The sequence below is a fragment of the Streptomyces sp. NPDC104313 genome, assembly GCF_055583985.1.
In genome coordinates, this window is sequence record NZ_JBVJMW010000013.1 from 97,435 (window position 1) to 115,714 (window position 18,280).

The 18,280-nt window shown below is 68.5% G+C and carries 17 protein-coding genes and 1 tRNA gene; 11 read left to right on the forward strand and 7 right to left on the reverse strand.

What is annotated here, in order from left to right; genetic code table 11:
* Positions 1-183 precede the first annotated feature (183 nt).
* Positions 184-1,485 (forward strand): class I SAM-dependent methyltransferase, encoded by a 1,302-nt coding sequence (locus ACZ60Q_RS27020; protein ID WP_469639729.1) that lies wholly within the window; start codon positions 184-186, stop codon positions 1,483-1,485.
* A gap of 97 nt (positions 1,486-1,582) precedes the next feature.
* Here ACZ60Q_RS27020 and ACZ60Q_RS27025 read toward each other — a convergent pair whose 3' ends face one another.
* Both ACZ60Q_RS27025 and ACZ60Q_RS27030 read right to left on the reverse strand, forming a co-directional pair.
* Entirely contained in the window at positions 1,583-4,117 is a 2,535-nt protein-coding gene (locus ACZ60Q_RS27025; protein ID WP_469639731.1) for an ABC transporter permease, read from the reverse strand.
* Positions 4,118-4,235: 118 nt separating this feature from the next.
* Entirely contained in the window at positions 4,236-5,006 is a 771-nt protein-coding gene (locus tag ACZ60Q_RS27030; protein WP_469639733.1) for an ABC transporter ATP-binding protein, read from the reverse strand.
* Between the two features lie 578 nt (positions 5,007-5,584).
* On the opposite strand from ACZ60Q_RS27030, the gene ACZ60Q_RS27035 reads away from it, so the two are divergent.
* From ACZ60Q_RS27035 to ACZ60Q_RS27045, 3 genes are all read left to right on the forward strand, one after another.
* A tRNA-Leu gene (locus ACZ60Q_RS27035) sits at positions 5,585-5,670 on the forward strand.
* A 251-nt stretch (positions 5,671-5,921) separates the two neighbouring features.
* On the forward strand, positions 5,922-6,806 hold the full coding sequence (locus tag ACZ60Q_RS27040) for a Bax inhibitor-1/YccA family protein (RefSeq protein WP_469639735.1): 885 nt from the start codon (positions 5,922-5,924) through the stop codon (positions 6,804-6,806).
* A gap of 178 nt (positions 6,807-6,984) precedes the next feature.
* Complete coding sequence (locus ACZ60Q_RS27045; RefSeq protein WP_469639737.1) at positions 6,985-7,302, forward strand: hypothetical protein; 318 nt, start codon at positions 6,985-6,987, stop codon at positions 7,300-7,302.
* 45 nt (positions 7,303-7,347) lie between these two features.
* Here the strand turns inward: ACZ60Q_RS27045 and ACZ60Q_RS27050 are convergent, their stop codons facing one another.
* The 3 genes from ACZ60Q_RS27050 to ACZ60Q_RS27060 form a co-directional block, all read right to left on the reverse strand.
* Complete coding sequence (locus ACZ60Q_RS27050; RefSeq protein WP_469639988.1) at positions 7,348-8,199, reverse strand: hypothetical protein; 852 nt, start codon at positions 8,197-8,199, stop codon at positions 7,348-7,350.
* Between the two features lie 334 nt (positions 8,200-8,533).
* Positions 8,534-9,754 carry an acetyl-CoA C-acetyltransferase gene (locus tag ACZ60Q_RS27055; RefSeq protein ID WP_469639738.1) on the reverse strand — a complete coding sequence of 407 codons (1,221 nt, stop codon included), beginning with the start codon at positions 9,752-9,754 and terminating at the stop codon, positions 8,534-8,536.
* 286 nt (positions 9,755-10,040) lie between these two features.
* Positions 10,041-11,042 (reverse strand): SGNH/GDSL hydrolase family protein, encoded by a 1,002-nt coding sequence (locus ACZ60Q_RS27060; RefSeq protein ID WP_469639990.1) that lies wholly within the window; start codon positions 11,040-11,042, stop codon positions 10,041-10,043.
* A gap of 159 nt (positions 11,043-11,201) precedes the next feature.
* On the opposite strand from ACZ60Q_RS27060, the gene ACZ60Q_RS27065 reads away from it, so the two are divergent.
* Positions 11,202-12,602 carry a cystathionine beta-synthase gene (locus ACZ60Q_RS27065; protein WP_469639740.1) on the forward strand — a complete coding sequence of 467 codons (1,401 nt, stop codon included), beginning with the start codon at positions 11,202-11,204 and terminating at the stop codon, positions 12,600-12,602.
* A 280-nt stretch (positions 12,603-12,882) separates the two neighbouring features.
* Here the strand turns inward: ACZ60Q_RS27065 and ACZ60Q_RS27070 are convergent, their stop codons facing one another.
* Positions 12,883-13,110, reverse strand: coding sequence for a DUF397 domain-containing protein (locus tag ACZ60Q_RS27070; protein WP_469639744.1), 228 nt, complete (start codon positions 13,108-13,110; stop codon positions 12,883-12,885).
* Complete coding sequence (locus tag ACZ60Q_RS27075) at positions 13,088-13,906, reverse strand: helix-turn-helix domain-containing protein (protein WP_469639991.1); 819 nt, start codon at positions 13,904-13,906, stop codon at positions 13,088-13,090. Before ACZ60Q_RS27075 ends, ACZ60Q_RS27070 begins: the two co-directional genes overlap by 23 nt.
* 196 nt (positions 13,907-14,102) lie before the next feature.
* Here ACZ60Q_RS27075 and ACZ60Q_RS27080 point away from each other — a divergent pair, with 196 nt between their 5' ends.
* From ACZ60Q_RS27080 to ACZ60Q_RS27105, 6 genes are all read left to right on the forward strand, one after another.
* Entirely contained in the window at positions 14,103-14,576 is a 474-nt protein-coding gene (locus ACZ60Q_RS27080) for a hypothetical protein (protein WP_469639745.1), read from the forward strand.
* A gap of 335 nt (positions 14,577-14,911) precedes the next feature.
* Positions 14,912-15,481 carry an NUDIX domain-containing protein gene (locus tag ACZ60Q_RS27085; RefSeq protein ID WP_469639747.1) on the forward strand — a complete coding sequence of 190 codons (570 nt, stop codon included), beginning with the start codon at positions 14,912-14,914 and terminating at the stop codon, positions 15,479-15,481.
* On the forward strand, positions 15,478-15,828 hold the full coding sequence (locus ACZ60Q_RS27090) for a hypothetical protein (protein ID WP_469639749.1): 351 nt from the start codon (positions 15,478-15,480) through the stop codon (positions 15,826-15,828). The genes ACZ60Q_RS27085 and ACZ60Q_RS27090 overlap by 4 nt, the downstream gene beginning before the upstream one ends.
* A gap of 211 nt (positions 15,829-16,039) precedes the next feature.
* Positions 16,040-16,519 (forward strand): glycine-rich domain-containing protein, encoded by a 480-nt coding sequence (locus ACZ60Q_RS27095; protein WP_469639751.1) that lies wholly within the window; start codon positions 16,040-16,042, stop codon positions 16,517-16,519.
* A 66-nt stretch (positions 16,520-16,585) separates the two neighbouring features.
* Positions 16,586-17,047 (forward strand): hypothetical protein, encoded by a 462-nt coding sequence (locus ACZ60Q_RS27100; RefSeq protein ID WP_469639753.1) that lies wholly within the window; start codon positions 16,586-16,588, stop codon positions 17,045-17,047.
* 205 nt (positions 17,048-17,252) lie between these two features.
* Entirely contained in the window at positions 17,253-17,969 is a 717-nt protein-coding gene (locus ACZ60Q_RS27105; RefSeq protein ID WP_469639755.1) for a protein kinase domain-containing protein, read from the forward strand.
* Positions 17,970-18,280 lie beyond the last annotated feature (311 nt).

Consider the following 18,280-nt stretch of genomic DNA (forward strand, 5'->3'; position numbering starts at 1 on the left):
TGGATGGCGCATACATGGGCTTTGCCGTTTCGTTGCCGGGTAGCGGGATGACGGAGAGTGCGGGGAGAGTTGACGCAGGTGTACCTCGCCACGTCACCCGGGGTGTCGCGGCGGGGCTACGAGCATGTCTGTTCGCCTTGTGCTTGTTGTGCTTGTCGGGGAAACACCACGGAGGTGTGCGCCATGGCAGACGCCGCGTCGCGGCTGACCGCTCTTGCCGAAGAGTTGCTCTCGGAACCGTTGCCGGTCCGCATCCGGGCCTGGGACGGCAGCGAATCGGGGCCGCCCGGCGCCCCGGTCCTCGTGATCCGCCACCGCCGCGCCCTGCGCCGGTTCCTGTGGAAGCCGGGCGAACTGGGCCTGGCCCGCGCCTGGGTGGCCGGGGAGATCGACATCGAGGGCGATCTGTACGAAGCGCTCGGCCATCTGGCCGGGCTGCTCTGGGACCGAGGCGCCGACGCCAAGGATTCCGTCCACCCGGTCCGCGACCCCAAGGTCCGCGCCTTCGCCCGCGGCCTCCTCGACCTCGCCGGCCCCTGGCCGCCCCCGGCCCCGCCCGCCGAGGAGGTGCGCCGCCGCACCGGCCCGCTGCACACCAGACGCCGCGACAAGGAGGCCATCAGCCACCACTACGACGTCGGAAACGACTTCTACGCCCTGGTGCTCGGCCCCTCCATGGTCTACTCCTGCGCCTACTGGCGGGACGGGGAGACCCTGGAGGACGCCCAGCGGGACAAGCTCGACCTGGTCTGCCGCAAGCTCGGCCTGAAGGAGGGCGACCGGCTCCTGGACGTCGGCTGCGGCTGGGGCTCCATGGCCATCCACGCCGCCCGTACGTACGGGGCGCGGGTCACCGGCGTCACCCTCTCCCAGGAGCAGGCCGCCCACGCCCGCAAGCGGATCGCCGAGGAGGGCCTGACCGACCGGATCGAGATCCGGGTCCAGGACTACCGGGACGTCCGCGACGGCCCGTACGACGCGATCTCCTCGATCGGCATGGCCGAGCACGTCGGATCGGTTCGCTACCGGGAGTACGCGGAGGACCTCTACGCACTCCTGAAGCCCGGCGGCCGACTCCTCAACCACCAGATCGCCCGCCGCCCCGAGGGGGACGAGGACGCCTACCGCATCGACGCGTTCATCGACGCCTACGTCTTCCCCGACGGCGAACTGGCCCCGCTCGCCCGCACCCTGGCCACCCTGGAGGGGGCCGGCTTCGAGGCCCGGGACGTCGAGGCGCTGCGCGAGCACTACGCGCTGACCCTGCGCCGGTGGGTGGCCAACCTGGAGCAGCACTGGGAGCGGGCGGTCCGCGCCACCTCCCCGGGCCGGGCCAGGGTCTGGCGGCTGTACATGGCCGCCTCGGCGCTCTCCTTCGAGAACAACAGGATCGGCGTCAACCAGATCCTCGCGGTGCGCCCGCTGGACGACGGCTCCCGGATGCCGCTGCGCGCCCGCGCCTGGACGGAGGGCACGGGCGCCTGACCCGTGGCCGTACGCATACGGCGAGGGGCCGGCCCACCGCTGGAGAGCGGTGCACCGGCCCCTCGCCGTACCCACGTACGGGCCTTCCGGACCAGGGCTACTCGGTCTTGATCGCCGTCAGCATGTTGAGCTTCGCGGCGCTGCGGGCGGGCCACAGCGAGGCGAGGACGCCCACCAGGCCGGCCAGGAGCAGGAAGAGGCCGAGCCGGTCCCACGGGATGACCAGGGCGTAGCCGGGGATGTCGGCGGACAGGGTCTGGCCGATCGCCCAGCCGAGGAAGACCCCGAGGCCGACCCCGATCACCGCGCCGAAGAGCGAGATGACGACGGCCTCCAGACGGATCATCCGCTTGACGCGAGTGCGGTCGAGACCGATCGCGCGGAGCATGCCGATCTCCTGCTGCCGCTCGAAGACCGACATCGCGAGGGTGTTGACGACCCCGAGGACCGCGATCAGCAGGGCCATGGCGAGCAGCCCGTACATGATGTTCAGGGCGGTGTTGATGAAGCCGCCGAACGTGTCACGGATGTCCCGCTGGTCCATGACGCTCATCGCCGGGTTGTCGCCGAGCGCGTCCACGATCGACTGCTCGTTGGCCGCGCTCGCGCCGCCCTCCGCCTTGATCCAGATCTCCCGGATCTCGGGGTGGGAGGTGGTGCTGTGCTGGTCCGCCAGCTCCTTGGGGATCACGAAGGGCGAAAGGAACTCGTTCTCCTTGTAGAGCGCCCCGATCGTCAGCTCGCCCTTCTTCTCGTCCTCGAACTTCACCGGGAGCGTGTCGCCGGTCTTCCAGCCGTTCGACTTCGCGGTCTTGGAGCCGACCGCGACCTGGCCCTCCTTCAGCGTGGCCAGCGAACCGGACTCGATCGTCAGCGAGAAGACCTTCTCCACCTCGCCCGGGGTGACGCCGGAGGCCGAGTGGTACTCCCCGTCGACCTCGAACCAGGCCGACTGCTGCGGGGAGAGCGCGGAGATGCCGTCGGCCTTCTCCAGGGCCTTGAGCGCGGACTCGTCGAGCATGTCGCCGCTGGCCATCGAGACCATGTAGTCGGCCTTGATGTTGTCCGTGGTCATCTTGTCGATGGCCTGGCCGAGCGTGACGCCGAGCACCGAGATGCCGGTGACCAGGGTCAGCCCGATGGCCAGCGCGGAGGCGGTGGCCCCGGTACGCCGCGGGTTGCGGACCGCGTTCTGCGAGGCCAGCTTGCCGGAGACGCCGAACAGCTTCTTCAGCAGCGGCCGGACCAGCGCGATGACCGGGCGCGAGAGCAGCGGGATCAGGACGATGACGCCGATCAGGGCGAAGAACGCGCCGCCCGCGACCAGCTGCCGGCCGGACGTGCCGCCGGTTCCCGCGCCGCCGACGATCCCGGCGGCGCCGATCAGGGCGATCACGCCGCCGATGGAGTTCCGTACGACCAGGGACTTGGTGGAGGCGGTGGCGTGCACGCTGCTCATCGCGGCCACCGGGGCGATCTTCGCGGCCCGGCGGGCGGGCAGCCAGGCGGCCAGCACGGTGATCAGGATGCCGACCGCGAAGGCGGAGCCGACGGCGGTCGGCGAGACGATCAGCGGGCCGGCGGGGATCTTGCCGCCCAGGAGGCCCATCGCGGAGCGCAGACCGGTGGCGAGGCCGAGGCCGAGGACGAAGCCGATGACGGAGGCGAGCGTACCGACGACCCCGGCCTCCAGCAGCACCGAGCGCTTGATCTGGCGGCGGGTGGCGCCGATGGCCCGCATCAGGGCCAGCTCACGGGTCCGCTGGGCGATCAGCATGGTGAAGGTGTTGGCGATGAGGAAGATGCCGACGAACAGGGCGATGCCCGCGAAGGCCAGCAGCATGCCGTTGAGGCCGGCCAGCCCGCTCTCGATGTCCTTCGCCTGCCGGTCCGCCAGCGCCTTGCCGGTCTGCGCGGTGGCGTCCTTGGGCAGCAGCGGCTTGATCGCGCCCAGCAGCTTCTGGTCGGAGACGCCGCCCGCCGCGCTGACGGTGGCGTTCTGGAAGACGCCGGGCTTCACGAAGAGCTTCTGGGCGGTCGTGGTGTCGAACAGCACGAGGCTGCCGCCCGCGTTGACCGCGCCGTCCTCGGTGGTGAAGATCCCCGAGAGGGTGTACTCCTTCACCGGGCCGTTGGTCGCGACCCGCACCGGGTCGCCGACGCGGTACTCGCCCTTGCTCGCGGTGTCCTTGTCCAGCGCGACCGAGCCGTTCTTCGCCGGGCCCGAGCCGTCGGTGAAGACGTAACTCGCGTCCTTGCCGTCCTTGCCGGGGGCGAAGTTCGCGCCGGTGTTGGACCAGCCGTTGCCGATCAGCTTGCCGTCCGGGTCGGCGACCCCGGCGAAGCCGGAGACCCGGCCGGTGGCGGAGGCCACGCCGTCCAGGCCCCGGATCTTCTCCAGGGTGGCCTCGTCGATGCCGGGGGTCTTCTCGTCGCGCCCGCCGGCGTACGTCTCCACGGCGACGGCGACGTTGTCGTAGCTCTTGGCGGACTGGTTGCGGAAGGCGTTGCCGAGGGTGTCGGTGAAGACGAGGGTGCCGGAGACGAACGCTACGCCGAGCATGACGGCGAGCACGGTCATCAGCAGCCTGGCCTTGTGCGCGAGCACATTGCGCAGGGCGGTACGGAACATGTCTGTGTGTCCTGGGATGGGTTCCGGAAGGGGGACAGGGGCGCGGGGCGGCGGCCGGGCAGTGGCCGGCGCCCGCGTCAGCCGGTGCGGCGGCGGTGTCGGCCGACCGCCGACGGCGTCAGCTCGTGCGGCCCTTCGCGTCGAACGCCTTCATCCGGTCGAGGACCCCGTCGGCGGTCGGGTGCATCATCTGGTCGACGACCGCGCCGTCCGCGAGGAAGATGACCCGGTCCGCGTAGGAGGCGGCGACCGGGTCGTGCGTCACCATCACCACGGTCTGGCCCAGCTCGCGCACCGAGTTGCGCAGGAAGCCGAGGACCTCGGCGCCGGAGCGGGAGTCCAGGTTCCCGGTCGGCTCGTCACCGAAGATGATCTCGGGCTGCGAGGCCAGGGCGCGGGCCACGGCGACACGCTGCTGCTGACCGCCGGAGAGCTCGGTCGGGCGGTGCTTCAGCCGCTCCGAGAGCCCCACCATGTCGATCACCTTCTGCAGCCACGCGGCGTCGGGCCTGCGGCCCGCGATGTCCATCGGCAGGGTGATGTTCTCCAGCGCGGTGAGCGTCGGCAGCAGGTTGAACGCCTGGAAGATGAAGCCGATCTTGTCCCGGCGCAACTGCGTGAGCTGCTTGTCCTTCAGCGTGGACAGCTCGGTCTCGCCGATGCGCACCGAACCGCTGCTGAAGCTGTCGAGCCCGGCGACGCAGTGCATCAGCGTCGACTTGCCGGAGCCCGAGGGGCCCATGATCGCCGTGAACTCGCCCTGCGGGAAGTCCACGGTCACCCGGTCCAGGGCGACGACCTGCGTCTCGCCCTCGCCGTAGACCTTCGACAGCTCCGTGGCGCGGGCAGCCACCGTGGTGGCGCGGTGAACGGTGGGGGTGGTGGTCACAGGGACGCTCCTGGTTCGGGTGACGCGGACGCATGGGCCGTGCTGGGGCGGGCGCTGAGCCGTACCCCGGGGACTTACTCCATCGTTACGTCCCGATCGCGCCCGGTCGTCACTCCCGATGCCCGTTCGGGTGGCCGTCTTGAGTCGCATCGAGGGCGTGGATCCGTCCTCCTCGGGTATGACACCGACCCTGACCGGAGTCGTGGCCACCGCTTCGTGGTCACCCACCGTGAGTGCGCGGGGACGCGGGCGGGGAGCGGCACGGACGGCGGGCGGACCCTCCCGGAGCGATGCCGGACCCGGGGCCGGATCGGCGTCGGACCCGAGGGTGGCGGATGCCCTGGCGAAGCCTGGCGCGGACCTGGCGCGTTGGGCTGTACGAGTGCGGCGACTTTCCGTCATTCCCGTGCGGCGCGCGGACTGCCCAAGATCGGCCGCGGGTATGTGGTCAGCGCGGGCCGGATGTCCTGACGGACCCTCAAGCGGTCAATAAAATAAGACAACATCGCGCCACTGTTCCGCTGGTCGAGGGAGGTCCCCGGCTATGGTCGGTAGCCAAAAGCGGAGCCGCGCGGCACGCCCGGATGGTGGAACGTAGACACGGCGAGCTTAAACCTCGCTGCCCCTCGGGGGCGTGCCGGTTCGAGTCCGGCTCCGGGCACCACGCGCCACACAGAGCGTGACCCGGACGGCCCGGACCGTGACCCGGACGGCCCAGGCCGTGACCGGCGTCCGGTCCTGTGAGCCGGGCCGCCTGTGCGCCCCGTGACCCCGGCTTCGTACGCCGGTCCTCCCGGCCGCTCGGGAGCCCCGACGCGGGCCGGCGCAAAGATCCTCCCCTGGCACTGGGGTGATTCTTTTGCCCACCCATTACTCTTGTGCCAAGGCCACGCAGTGTGGCCATGGAGGAGTGAGATGAGGAGCAGCAACCCGGTCTTCTCGCGACGGGGGTTCAGCCGCGACAACGGCCACGCGGGCTTCAACGCGACGCCGCAGGCCGGGGCCACCGCGACGGGTGCCAACCCGTACGCGCAGGGCACCGCCGCCAACCCGTACGCCACCAACCCCTACGCGCAGACGGACATCCAGGGCGCCCCGCAGGCGCCCGCCCGTCCCGACGTGATGACCATCGACGACGTGGTGACGCGTACGGCGATGACGCTCGGCACCGTGATCGTCGCCGCGACCGCCGCCTGGTGGACGCTGCCGGTCGACAAGGAGAACGTCGGCACGGCGATCGGCGTCGCCATCGGCGCCGCGATCATCGGCTTCGTGCTGTCGATGGTGAACTCGTTCAAGCGTCGGCCCTCGCCGCCGCTGATCCTGACGTACGCCGCGTTCGAGGGTGTCTTCCTCGGCGTCATCAGCAACATCGTCAGCGTCTACTGGGCTCCCGGCGCCGCGATGCAGGCGGTGATCGGCACCATGGCGGTCTTCGCCGGTGTGCTGATCGCCTACCGCACCGGACTGATCCGGGTCACGCGCCGCTTCTACGGCTTCGTGATGGCGGCCGCCATCGGCTTCACCCTGCTGATGATGGTCAACCTCCTGTTCGCCGTGTTCGGCGGCGGTGACGGCCTCGGATTCCGCAGCGGTGCGCTCGGCATCATCTTCGGCATCGTGGCCATCGTCATCGGCGCGTGCATCCTCGCCCTGAACTTCAAGCAGGTCGAGGACGGCATCGCGTACGGCGCTCCGCGCGAGGAGTCCTGGCTGGCGGCCTTCGGCCTCACCGTGACCCTGGTGTGGATCTACATCGAGATGCTGCGCCTGGTCGCGATCCTCAGCGGCGACGACTGACCGACCGCAGAGCACCCGTAGCACCAGCAGTACCCGCGACACCGGAACGGCCCGCAGGCCTCGCGCCCGCGGGCCGTTCTGCGTTCCGCCGCCGTTCCCTTTCCCATGGCCCCGCGATGGGGCTCCTGGCCCCCGGGGCGTTGGCGGCCGGGCGGGAAGGCCGCGTAGGGTCGGCCGGGTGCTCGATATGACGCCCCTGATCCTGGCCGTGGACCGTTTCGCCGACCGGCTGCGCTCCGCCCCGCAGAGCCGCCTCCAGCGTGGTGCGGCGGCCGAGGCGCTGACCGCGGCCCGCGAGCTCGCCGCCAGGGCCCAGCGCCTGGAGAACCCGGCCGCCGAGCCGCGTGAGCTGCCGGACGCCGGGATGTTCGCGGTGGGCGACCAACTCGCCGTCGCGGGGCGGGACCTGGCCGTGGCACTGGAAACGGCCCCGTCCCAGGAGCTGGACGAGGCCGTGCGGTATGTCGGGGAAGCGGCGGCGCGGGCTTTCGCGTGAGCGGCCCGCGCCCGGGGAGCCGGAGCGGTACGGGGTGGATCCCGGTCAGAAAGAGGCGATGACGCGGTCGGCGAGGATGTACACGTTGTCCTCGCCGCAGGAGAAGGTCAGCGCGTAGGCGCCCGAGACGCCCGAGCCGCCCAGCAGCACCGGTTGCCGGCCCGCCCGCAGGGCGTCGGCGAGGCGCTCGGCGGTCTCGCGGTGACCGGGGGTCATGCAGAGCGTGGTGCCGTCGGCGAAGACGTACACGTCGAGCGTGCCCAGCGGGCCGGGCCGCACGTCGGTCAGCTCGGTCGCGGTGTCCGCCAGCTCCTCCAGCCGGTTCACCGTGCGCTCGTGGTCGGTGACCACCGGTATCTGTGCGGGGATGAAGTCGGGGTGCGAGGGGTGGCGGCGGCGGGCGGCGGCCAGCTCGGGGGAGTCCTCGGGGAACTCCGCGATCTCCGGGAGGTCGGTCAGCTCACCGATCTCGTGCTCCGCGAGGGTCCGCTCGCTCAGCTCCGCGAGCTCTTCCATCGCCTCGGCCGCTTCGAGGTCCATCGACTCCAGACCGGCGAAGTCGGCCTGCCGGGGCAGGTAGTACGGGGCGTCGTCGCCGAGGCCGGACAGGCCGCCCAGCAGGGACGGGGCGTCGGCGGCGTCACGGGCTTCCTGGGCGGCCCAGAAGGCGCGCGCCTCGGCCAGCTCACGCTCGCGCTCCTCGGCGAGTGCTTCGGCGACGGCCGCGCGTATCTCCTCGGCGGGAGTGGCCGTACTGCGGCTCTGTGGTGGCACGGAAGCGCTGAGGGCGTGACCGGCGGCCAGCTCCGTGCGCAGCGCCGCGACCTGCTTGCGCAGCCCGTGAGCGGCGTGCAGTGCGGCGGCGCCGACGGCCGTGGCAGCGGCGGTGGTCAGCAACAGGGCAAATGACATGGCGCTCACTGACATACTCCCGCTTTCTATCGATACCCCCGACTTCCTACATCAGCTTGGCCTGTACCGGTACGCGCTGTCAGTGCATTACGTCACGAAATGGACAGGTCTTTCGGTCCGATGTTTAGCCCCGTATCGGCGGTGACCTGCGGAAACGAATCTCCCCCGGATGCAGATCACATCCTGGGGGAGATTCGGTCACGGTCGGAGCTCGGCGGGGTCGGCCGAGACGCTCGTGCCGGTGGTCGCGCCGGGCTCCACCCCCGCAGGGGGCAGGTGCCACCTTCGTGCTCAGGCGGCTCCTGCCCTCCGCCGCGTCTCAGCTCAGCCGCTCGATCACCATCGCCATGCCCTGGCCGCCGCCCACGCACATCGTCTCCAGGCCCCACTGCTTGTCGTGGAACTGGAGGCTGTTGATCAGCGTGCCGGTGATGCGGGCGCCGGTCATGCCGAAGGGGTGGCCGACGGCGATCGCGCCGCCGTTGACGTTGACCTTGTCCAGCGGCAGGCCGAGATCCCGGTAGGAGGGGATGACCTGGGCGGCGAACGCCTCGTTGAGCTCGGCGAGGTCGATGTCGTCGATGGTCAGGCCGGCCCGCTTCAGTGCCTGCTTGCTGGCCTCGACCGGTCCGTACCCCATGATCTCGGGGGAGAGGCCGCTGACGCCGGTGGAGACGATCCGGGCCAGCGGGGTCAGACCCAGCTCGCGCGCCTTGGTGTCGGACATGATCACCAGTGCGGCCGCGCCGTCGTTGAGCGGGCAGCAGTTGCCCGCGGTGACCAGACCGTCGGGGCGGAAGACCGGCTTCAGGCCCTGCACGCCCTCCATGGTGACGCCCGCGCGAGGGCCGTCGTCCTGGGAGACCACGGTGCCGTCGGGGGTGGTGACCGGGGTGATCTCCCGCTCCCAGAAGCCGTTCTTCAGGGCCGCCTCGGCGAGGTTCTGCGACCGTACGCCGAACTCGTCCATCTCCTGGCGGGTGACGCCCTTGGACCGGGCCAGGTTCTCCGCCGTCTGCCCCATCGAGATGTACGCGTCCGGCACGAGGCCGTCCTCGCGCGGGTCGTGCCAGCTCGCGCCGGACTCCTCGGCGCGGGCGGCGGTGCGGGCCTCGGCCTGGGCGAACAGCGGATTGTGCGTGTCGGGCCAGCTGTCGGAGTTGCCCTTGGCGAAGCGGGACACCATCTCGACACCGGCCGACACGAAGACGTCGCCCTCGCCCGCCTTGATCGCGTGCAGCGCCATCCGGCTGGTCTGCAGCGAGGAGGAACAGTAGCGGGTGACCGTACAGCCGGGGAGGTGGTCCATCCCCATCTGTACGGCGATGATGCGGCCGAGGTTGTTGCCCTGCTCGCCGCCGGGCAGGCCGCAGCCCAGCATCAGGTCGTCGATGTCCTTCGGGTCCAGCTCGGGGACCTTGGCCAGCGCGGTCTGGATGATCGTGGCGGTCAGGTCGTCCGCGCGCAGGTCCTTCAGGGATCCCTTGAAGGCGCGGCCGATCGGTGAACGGGCGGCAGAGACGATCACGGCTTCGGGCATCACGCGGCTCCAAGGGGGCTGGAAGGCTGTGTGGACGGGCAGAACTCCCCTGGAAGTTACCCGGACGTATCGCCGGGGTCACCCGGCGGGCCGTGTGATGCGGGACTCTTTTCTAAGCGCTCGCTCAGGCTTCTTCTCTCCGTCGAGTCGGACCGGTCCGACCGCACCGGACGGTCGGGCCGCACCGGTCGGACCGCACCGGACCGTCGGACCGCAGCGGCTCGACCGCACCGACGGTCGGGCCGGTGCGGCCGGGGCCCTCGGGATCGATCGGTGTGCCCGGCCCCTATGCGTGCCCGTGGGCGGCGTCCGGGTGCGGGTGCGGCGTGGGTTCCGTGGAGGCGGGCAGACGCCGCCGCCGGCGGTGCTTGAGGAGGGCCCAGGGAGCGCGCGCCCCCGTGACCTCCGTACCGGCCTCCCGGGCCGCCTGGGACGCGGCCTTCGCCACCGGGAGGATGTCCTCGCGGCGCCCGCCGTCCAGCCGGTCGGTCTCCGGCCACAGGCCCAGCACCGCGCACAGGGTGGGCAGTACCGCCATGGCCGCCGTGGCATAACCCTCGGCGGAGGGGTGGTAGTTGTCCGGGCCGAACAGCTCGCGCGGGTTCGCCGCGAACTCCGGGCCCAGCAGATCACCCAGCGACACCGTGCGACCGCCCTGCTCCACCGCGCCGATGGTCTGCGCCGCCGCCAGCTGCCGGCTCACCCGCCGGGCCAGCCAGCGCAACGGCTGGTAGACCGGCTCGATCGTGCCCAGGTCCGGGCAGGTCCCGACGACCACCTCCGCCCCCGCCGTCCGCAGCCTGCGCACCGCCGTCGTCAGACAGCGCACCGACTGGGTCGCGGGCATCCGGTGGGTAACGTCGTTCGCCCCGATCATGATCACGCAGACGTCCGGGATCCGTGCCGGATCCGCCAGCAGCAGCGACACCTGCCGCTCCAGATCGTCCGACCGCGCCCCCGGCAGGGCCACGTTCCGCAGGTCCACCGGCCGCTCGGCCACCGCCGCGAGCCCGGAGGCCAGCAGCGCGCCCGGGGTCTGCCCGGCCCGCCGCACCCCCTGGCCCGCGGCCGTCGAGTCCCCGAGCATCCCGAGCCGCATCGCGTCGTTCGGCCCGGCGAACGCCACTCCGTACCGCCCGTCCGCGCTCGGTGGGACCGGAGCCGTCCCCCCGCCCACCTGCCTCTTCGCGAGCTGGACCTCCGCCAGGAACACGCCCACGGCCGCCGCACCGATCAACCCGATGCTGCCACCGCCGTAGGCCGCGCCCGCCGCGATCCGCCGTGCCACCCTTGCTCTCGACACAGTCCGGTCCACCTCCTCCTCGCCGTACAGCCGTACACGTACCTACTTGCCCCGCCAGGGGCTCGGTGTACTCCTTCCCGTACGCGGAGTGCGTCCCGTACGCATACTCTGGGCCGGACCATCTCGGAGATCCCGGAGTACACGGTGCAATTCCACGATTCGATGATCAGTCTTGTCGGCAACACCCCGCTGGTGAGGCTGCGCAACGTCACGGCAGGTATCCAGGCGACGGTCCTGGCCAAGGTCGAGTACTTCAACCCCGGCGGGTCGGTGAAGGACCGCATCGCGCTGCGCATGATCGAGGCGGCCGAGCGGAGCGGGGAGCTGAAGCCCGGCGGCACGATCGTCGAGCCGACCAGCGGCAACACCGGCGTCGGGCTCGCCATCGTCGCCCAGCAGAAGGGCTACAAGTGCATCTTCGTCTGCCCGGACAAGGTGTCCACGGACAAGATCAACGTGCTGCGCGCGTACGGCGCGGAAGTCGTCGTCTGCCCCACCGCCGTTGACCCCGAGCACCCGGACTCGTACTACAACGTCTCCGACCGGCTGGTCACCGAGACGCCGGGCGCCTGGAAGCCCGACCAGTACTCCAACCCGAACAACCCGCGCTCGCACTACGAGACCACCGGTCCCGAACTGTGGGAGCAGACGGAGGGGAAGATCACCCACTTCGTCGCGGGCGTCGGCACCGGCGGCACGATCAGCGGCACCGGACGCTATCTCAAGGAGATCAGCGAGGGCGCGGTCCAGGTCATCGGCGCGGACCCGGAGGGCTCGGTCTACTCCGGCGGCTCCGGCCGTCCGTATCTGGTCGAGGGCGTCGGCGAGGACTTCTGGCCCAGCGCCTACGACCGCACCGTCACCGACGAGATCGTCGCGGTGTCGGACAAGGACTCCTTCCAGATGACGCGGCGGCTCGCCAAGGAGGAGGGGCTGCTCGTCGGCGGCTCCTGCGGCATGGCGGTCGTCGGGGCCCTGGAGGTCGCGGGGCGGCTCGGTCCCGAGGACGTCGTCGTGGTGCTGCTCCCCGACAGCGGGCGCGGCTACCTGAGCAAGATTTTCAACGACGAGTGGCTGGCGCAACATGGGTTCAGCGACCCCATCGCAGAGCCCACGGCGGGTGACGTGCTGGCACAGAAGACGGACGGCATCCCGAGCTTCGTGCACGTACACCCCACCGAGACCGTTGGCGACGCGATCGAGGTGCTGAGGAAGTACGGGGTGTCTCAGATGCCGGTGGTAGCACCGGGAGCGGGACACCCGGACGTGATGGCGGGGGAGGTGATCGGAGCCGTGGAGGAACGGGAACTGCTGCGCGCTCTGTACGCCGACCGCGCCGGATCGGGCGATCCGCTGGAGAAGCACATGAGCCCGGCTCTACCTGTCGTCGGTTCCGCAGAACCGTTGGCGAAGGTGGCATCCGCGCTGGAAGGACGAGACGCGGCGGTGGTCCTGGTGGACGGCAAGCCCACCGGAATCATCACCCGGCAAGACCTCCTTGCGTACCTGGCTGACAGCGGGAACGTGCAGGCCCTCACCACCTAACCCCGTGGGGGGTCGCGTCAACATCAACGGTACGAGAAGGAACGAGACGCTGATGGCAGAGACGCAGAACACCAAGGACAGCCGACCGACACGCGATGAGTGGGTAGCTCAGCAGCTCCAACTGCTCCTGCCCGCAATCTCGGAATCGTCGTGGGGCGAAGTCTGGGAAGTCATCCAGCCCGCCCCCGTGGTCCCGTAAGGCTCGTAGGCCGTCCCGTGCGGCCCCCAGCAACCAAAGAGGCCCCCTCCGAGCGGAGGGGGCCTCTTTGGTTGCTCTGCGCTAGATCGTAGCTGCCTTGGCGTACTCCACCAGACCAGTCCACGCGGACCGCGACAGGGCCAGGGAGGGGCGCTCAGGGGCCTTGGAATCGCGAACAGGGACGATGCCTGTAGAGGCGGCGACCGAAGGTGCCCACTCGACGCACTCCGCCCCCTGGCCGTTGCTGTAACTGCTCTTTACCCACATCGGGGCGGCTGCGTTTCCATCAGGGCTCAAGATCATTTCCATACTCTCTCAGATACTCGCGGAACAGAGAGACGCTGTCCTCGCTGTCATTGGCCTTCGAACGAGTGATGTCCAGAAGCGTCGTCAAGTCCAGGACATCAGAAGGGGCGTCAACCGACGTGCCGGACGCGAAGCTCTCGACGTAAGCGAAGCTCGTGCCATCCCGAAGGGTGAGCAAACTCAAGCTACCGCCCAACAGCGGGTGCACTCCACGCCCAAAGGGGAGCACCTGCACCCGTACCGCGCTGGAAGCCTCGATCACGTGAAGTATGTGCCGGATCTGCTCCACCATGACCGCTGAACCGCCAACCGGCCGGCGCAACGCGGCTTCATCCATGATCGCCCAGTAGAACGGGGGTGTGGCCGAGTCCAGTACCGCCCGCCTGTGTGATCGCATGGCAACCTGGAGCGCAACCTTCTCTGCGTCCTTGCCCGGCATCGACTCGGTGAACAAGGCGGTGGTGTACGCCTCGGTCTGCAACAGCCCGGGTACGACACTGCTGTTGAACGTTTGGATGCGAGCGGCACGCGTCTCCTGTTCCAGGACCTTACGGCCGTAAACAGGAACCTCCGCCGCGACTACCACCCGGAGCAAGTCCGCGAAGAGGCCGTCTGTCCCGTAGAAGTCGTCCATGGCTTCTGCAAGCGCTTCTGAAGGGGGCTGCTCCCCTCGTTCGACCCTGCTGAGGTAAGTGTGCGGGTAGCCGATCTTCGCACCGACCGCGCGCAAAGAAAGACCGGTCTTAGCCCGTGCCCGTGTGGCACGGGTGGCCAGCATCCCCGCTGGTGTCGCTGGCATTGCGTCCTGCTCTGGCTCCAACTCCAACGCCTTGACCTCCTCTCAAAAGCTTGTCCACTCAGGGTATTTGGTTACACGCCCTTCGTGTACCCGGCTCGTTGAAACGGGGAGAGTGATGTCACGGGGCAGCCCGTGCCCGAGTGGGAACGAAGGGCGACCTGCCGCCGTGACGACAGCCCCCACCAGGAGTGCCGACATGACCCGCTTCCCGCTGCCGACGGTGCCACAGGAACTCGCCGCGCCCACAGCCGCAGACGCAACCGCCACTGCCACCCGGCTCACTCGCGCATTACGGGGCTGCAACATCTTCTTCGAACGAGTGCGACCCGACTCTGTGAGCGGGCTGCCCGTGGTCTCTGTCTCCGGCAACATCAGCGTGGTTGCGGCGGCACGCCTGGCGGAGAAGTTGGAGTCCTTTGCCGGGCGTCCAAGTGCCACCCTGGAAAGCCTCCGCCCCCCGGGGACACTGCCGCTGGAGGTCCAGCACTATGAGGTGCAGGTGGGCGATTACCTCCCCCTCGATGAGGGCTGCTACCGCGTCGTGGATATGCGGGGGGCAGGTGCAAGCAGCCGAATCCTGGTGCTAGAGGGACGGCAGCCCTACGTCATGACCGGCCCCCGGATCATCTTCCGACCGGCCGAAAAGTTCTACGGCTCAACCTCACCATGATTCTTCAATCGATCCTCGGTCCCTGCTGGCTGGGCTGCGGCAAAGAGTGCACGTGGTCCCGGTGGTTCGGTCCCGTACGGACAGCGGCAGGCGACGCCGACATGTTCGCTTGCGACGACTGCATTGCCCGGGTTGAACGGATGGTGTCCGAGCAACTGGCCCGTCGAGACGCAGCCGATCTGAACGCCCGGTCCACGACCTACCGGGGCTACGTGTGACCCCACCGCACCCACGACGGCCCGATTCGTCCGGCCTGCTCTGGAAGTTCCTCGTAGCCCCGGCTGCGGCACTGAGTACCGCTCTCATCACCTTGACCCTGCTAGGGAGGCTCTGAAATGACCAAAGCCGAGACCATCGAGACCGACCTTGTCGGCGCGCTGCTCACCGCAGAAGAGGAAGCGCCCACCAGGCCCTTGCTGAGACACAGCTTCGGCGCGCAAGTCCTGGTCCGTGACCCCCGGAACCGCATCCTCATGGTCAAGCCCGTGGCACAAGACATCTGGGTCCTGCCTGGCTCCCTCGGCGGGATTCGGGAAGGTGAAAGCGTTTCCGACGCTGCTGAACGGGAGCTGCTGAAGGACACCGGCGTTGCGAGGACCGTTACCCACGTCCTGTCCGTGGATCAGGTCCCCAGTCTTCCCCGCGCACCCCTGGACCGGTTCATCTGGGTATGTGACGGCGGAGTTGTCACCGTCGATGAGGCCCACGAGACCCGCCTTCCCGATCCGGCCAAGCCTGTACTGGAGGGGCTTAGCTGGATCGGGCTGGGCGAGATGCCTAACTACACGTCAGCGCCGCAACTCAAGTGCATCAACGAAGCCATGGTTAGCGTGGACTTCGGCTTGGGGGTTCCCCTCCTGGAATTCGGTGAACGCGTCGAGACCTGGAAGCCGGCTGCCGCGTGAAAGTCCGCCACACCCCCAAAGACGGACTCGTCAAAAACGACACAGTCGGCCCCGACTACTTCGACAGCGTCGACCGCGAACAGGCCATCGATGCAGGCGTTCAACTCGTCAATGCCCTGCGGAGATTCGGGGTCAATCTCGACGGCATCGGAGTAACGCAGGTCTGTGATACCTGCGGCCCCAACCTGAAACACGCCTACTGGGTCGAGTTGGGAGACATCCGCCCGGAGGAAGCTGCCGTGATGGCCACCCAACTCGACGTTTTTGCTGCTGAGTTCCGGCGAATGCAGGACCTGTTGCAGCCTGCCAAGAATGCTGAGCGATCACCTAGTCAAGGTGCCCCCTAGTCTCCCGTCCCTGCCGAATGTGGCTGATCGAGGTCCCCCCCCGGACCTCTCGGCCCCCGGCAGGGGCGGGGTTCACGCCTCCCTCACAGGGATGTCACCCCTGCCCGACCCCTGTGAGGGAGGCTATCCAGACCCCTTCCCCTGCGCGGCAAAGGCCGCCGGAGAAGGTCAGCAAGGACACGTAACACAACGTCGAGAACGGAGTGTTGAAATGTCAACTGCAATTGCCGAGCTGTCCGCGAGGACGCTCGTACCGGCCGATTTCTTCGCACGACTCAGTAATCGTGTCGTCCAGCTCAACGAGGTGGACGAGGGCTTGGCTGACCGCATCACGGAACAGGCGCTCGCCTATCTGGCGACCTGCGCTCAGAAGCCGGCTGGCACCCCGTCGCTGGGCATGAGCCCTCTCGTGGATCTCGGCTGGCACGCGTTCATGGAGTACACGCGGCAGTACGACGAGTTTTTCGCCGCGAACGGCTGGCCCAAGGTCCACCACAACCCGTGTGACAGCCCGGACGGGGACTACGAGCCCGCCGCGACGTGGCTCCCCAAGACGGAGGCCGCCATCGAGGCGGCGGGCTACTACGTAGACAAGGAGCTGTGGCAGGCGAGCCGCAGCGACTGCGGTGACACCTGCGGAGACGACGGGGGCGGCGGAAACCCGCTGCCCACGTGTGAGCACAGCGTCTAGCAAGATCATGTAGGGCGTGGGTGGCCTCACCTATATTCTGGTGGGGCCGCCTGCGATTGGAGAAACATGAACGAGAGCAAGAACAAAAACCCAAAGGGGCGCGGCCGTGTCACGGTATTCCACATCGTGCACCTTTGGCCGGACAACCATGTGGTTCTTGCCTACACCACGGTGCCCGACCAGGACCAAACTTCCATCGTGGGAGTGGTCCCCGTGGAAGGTAATGTCCACGAGCCCGGCGATATGTTCGCCATGGCTGGACGGCATGACCCCAGCAGGCTTTACGGAGGAAAGAGCCCCGAACAGGCTCGCGCCGCATGGCTCGCCTGCACTGGGGCCTCTGCCCGCCTGGTCATGGCACCCGACTCTCTGAACCTCGAAGATGTCGAGTGGGAACTTCAGATGCCGCAAAGCGTCAGCCTGGAAACCCCGATGTACGGGACTCGCAGAGTTCTCGGCGGACGATTCACCTTCGCTGATCCGGAGATCACGGCGCGAGCACAAAGTTTGATCACCATCGCAAAATAGCAGCGAAACCCATGGCGGGCGGCCAACCCTCGCTTCCTGGGGGGCGGCTGCATCCGCCGAAAGGTACGCAAGCATGACCTCCCCTGGCCCTTACGAACTCCCCACTTCTGCTATCGAAGCCCTTCGCCCACTGACCGGCCGCTTAGTAATGAACCGGCGCGGGACCACCCTTTGGGAAGTCCGGGCACCAGGCCAGTATTACGCCGTGAAGATTGGCTATCCCACCAAGACGCACAAGTGGACAGCCCTTGCCCCGGGCAGAGAAGCCGCAGTCCTCCGACAGCTCACTTCGGAGAAATTCCCTTCCGGCACGTGGGAGCACGGCACATGGGGTGCACAGCCGTGGCGGACCGGCAGCAGCCTCTACGAACTCTGGGAACCGCACCGCACCGGGCACGAACCTCCGCAGCCGGACTTGCGGCAGGCCGTTTCCTGCGTCGCAGCACTGGCCGAGCTGCACCGAAAGCACTGGGTCCACGGCGACATTCAGCCCGCACACCTGATCATGGGAGATCCGGGGACGTTCATCATCGACCTCGCCCTAGCCCAAGGTGGGCCAATCCCCGCTGACCTGGATTTCGCATACCGGGGCTGCCTTGTTCATTACGAGGCCCCGGAGATCGCCCGAAGCGTGGTGCAAACAGGTTTCGCCATACCGACACGCGCGTCAGACGTCTACGCCCTCGGTGCGTCTCTGATGATCAGTGCGACAGGACAACGGCACGTTGAGTACCGCGACGACGCCGACCGCAGAGACCAGCGAAAAGCCATCGCATACGGAACCAGCCTGGCAGTTGAGATTCCCGGTGAAATCGGCCGGCTCATCAAGGCAATGATGTCTCGAAACCCAGCCGAACGGCCAACGGCCGACGATGTATGCAGACAACTGGCGGCTGCCTGTAAATCTCGCTACCAAACCTAGAAGCACTGCACGCACAGGAGAACAACCGTGAGGCAAGAAATGTCAGGCCCCTCACCCGACCGCAAGAACTTAGCCCGTACCCTGCGGGAAAAGGGGGCCCTTCCTCGCGAATGGGTCTCTGCCTCCGCCCATGTCTCTCGATCCTTCTTCCTTCCCGATACCTTCTGGGCTTTTGACCCGGATAACGGAATCGATGTCGAGATTTCCCGGACCGCGGACCCGTTCTTGTGGCAACGATACGTTTTCACAGACGTTCAGCTCGTCACAGAATGGCGAGCCGGCTCGGGGGCCGGACAGGTAGCAACAACGCT

Coding starts and splice junctions, on each gene's coding strand:
- ACZ60Q_RS27040 (WP_469639735.1), top strand. CDS start 5,922: ATGAGGAGCAGCAACCCGGTCTTCTCGCGACGGGGGTTCAGCCGCGAC.
- ACZ60Q_RS27095 (WP_469639751.1), top strand. CDS start 16,040: ATGTCAACTGCAATTGCCGAGCTGTCCGCGAGGACGCTCGTACCGGCC.
- ACZ60Q_RS27080 (WP_469639745.1), top strand. CDS start 14,103: ATGACCCGCTTCCCGCTGCCGACGGTGCCACAGGAACTCGCCGCGCCC.
- ACZ60Q_RS27055 (WP_469639738.1), bottom strand. CDS start 9,754: ATGCCCGAAGCCGTGATCGTCTCTGCCGCCCGTTCACCGATCGGCCGC.
- ACZ60Q_RS27085 (WP_469639747.1), top strand. CDS start 14,912: ATGACCAAAGCCGAGACCATCGAGACCGACCTTGTCGGCGCGCTGCTC.
- ACZ60Q_RS27100 (WP_469639753.1), top strand. CDS start 16,586: ATGAACGAGAGCAAGAACAAAAACCCAAAGGGGCGCGGCCGTGTCACG.
- ACZ60Q_RS27020 (WP_469639729.1), top strand. CDS start 184: ATGGCAGACGCCGCGTCGCGGCTGACCGCTCTTGCCGAAGAGTTGCTC.
- ACZ60Q_RS27025 (WP_469639731.1), bottom strand. CDS start 4,117: ATGTTCCGTACCGCCCTGCGCAATGTGCTCGCGCACAAGGCCAGGCTG.
- ACZ60Q_RS27075 (WP_469639991.1), bottom strand. CDS start 13,906: ATGCCAGCGACACCAGCGGGGATGCTGGCCACCCGTGCCACACGGGCA.
- ACZ60Q_RS27070 (WP_469639744.1), bottom strand. CDS start 13,110: ATGGAAATGATCTTGAGCCCTGATGGAAACGCAGCCGCCCCGATGTGG.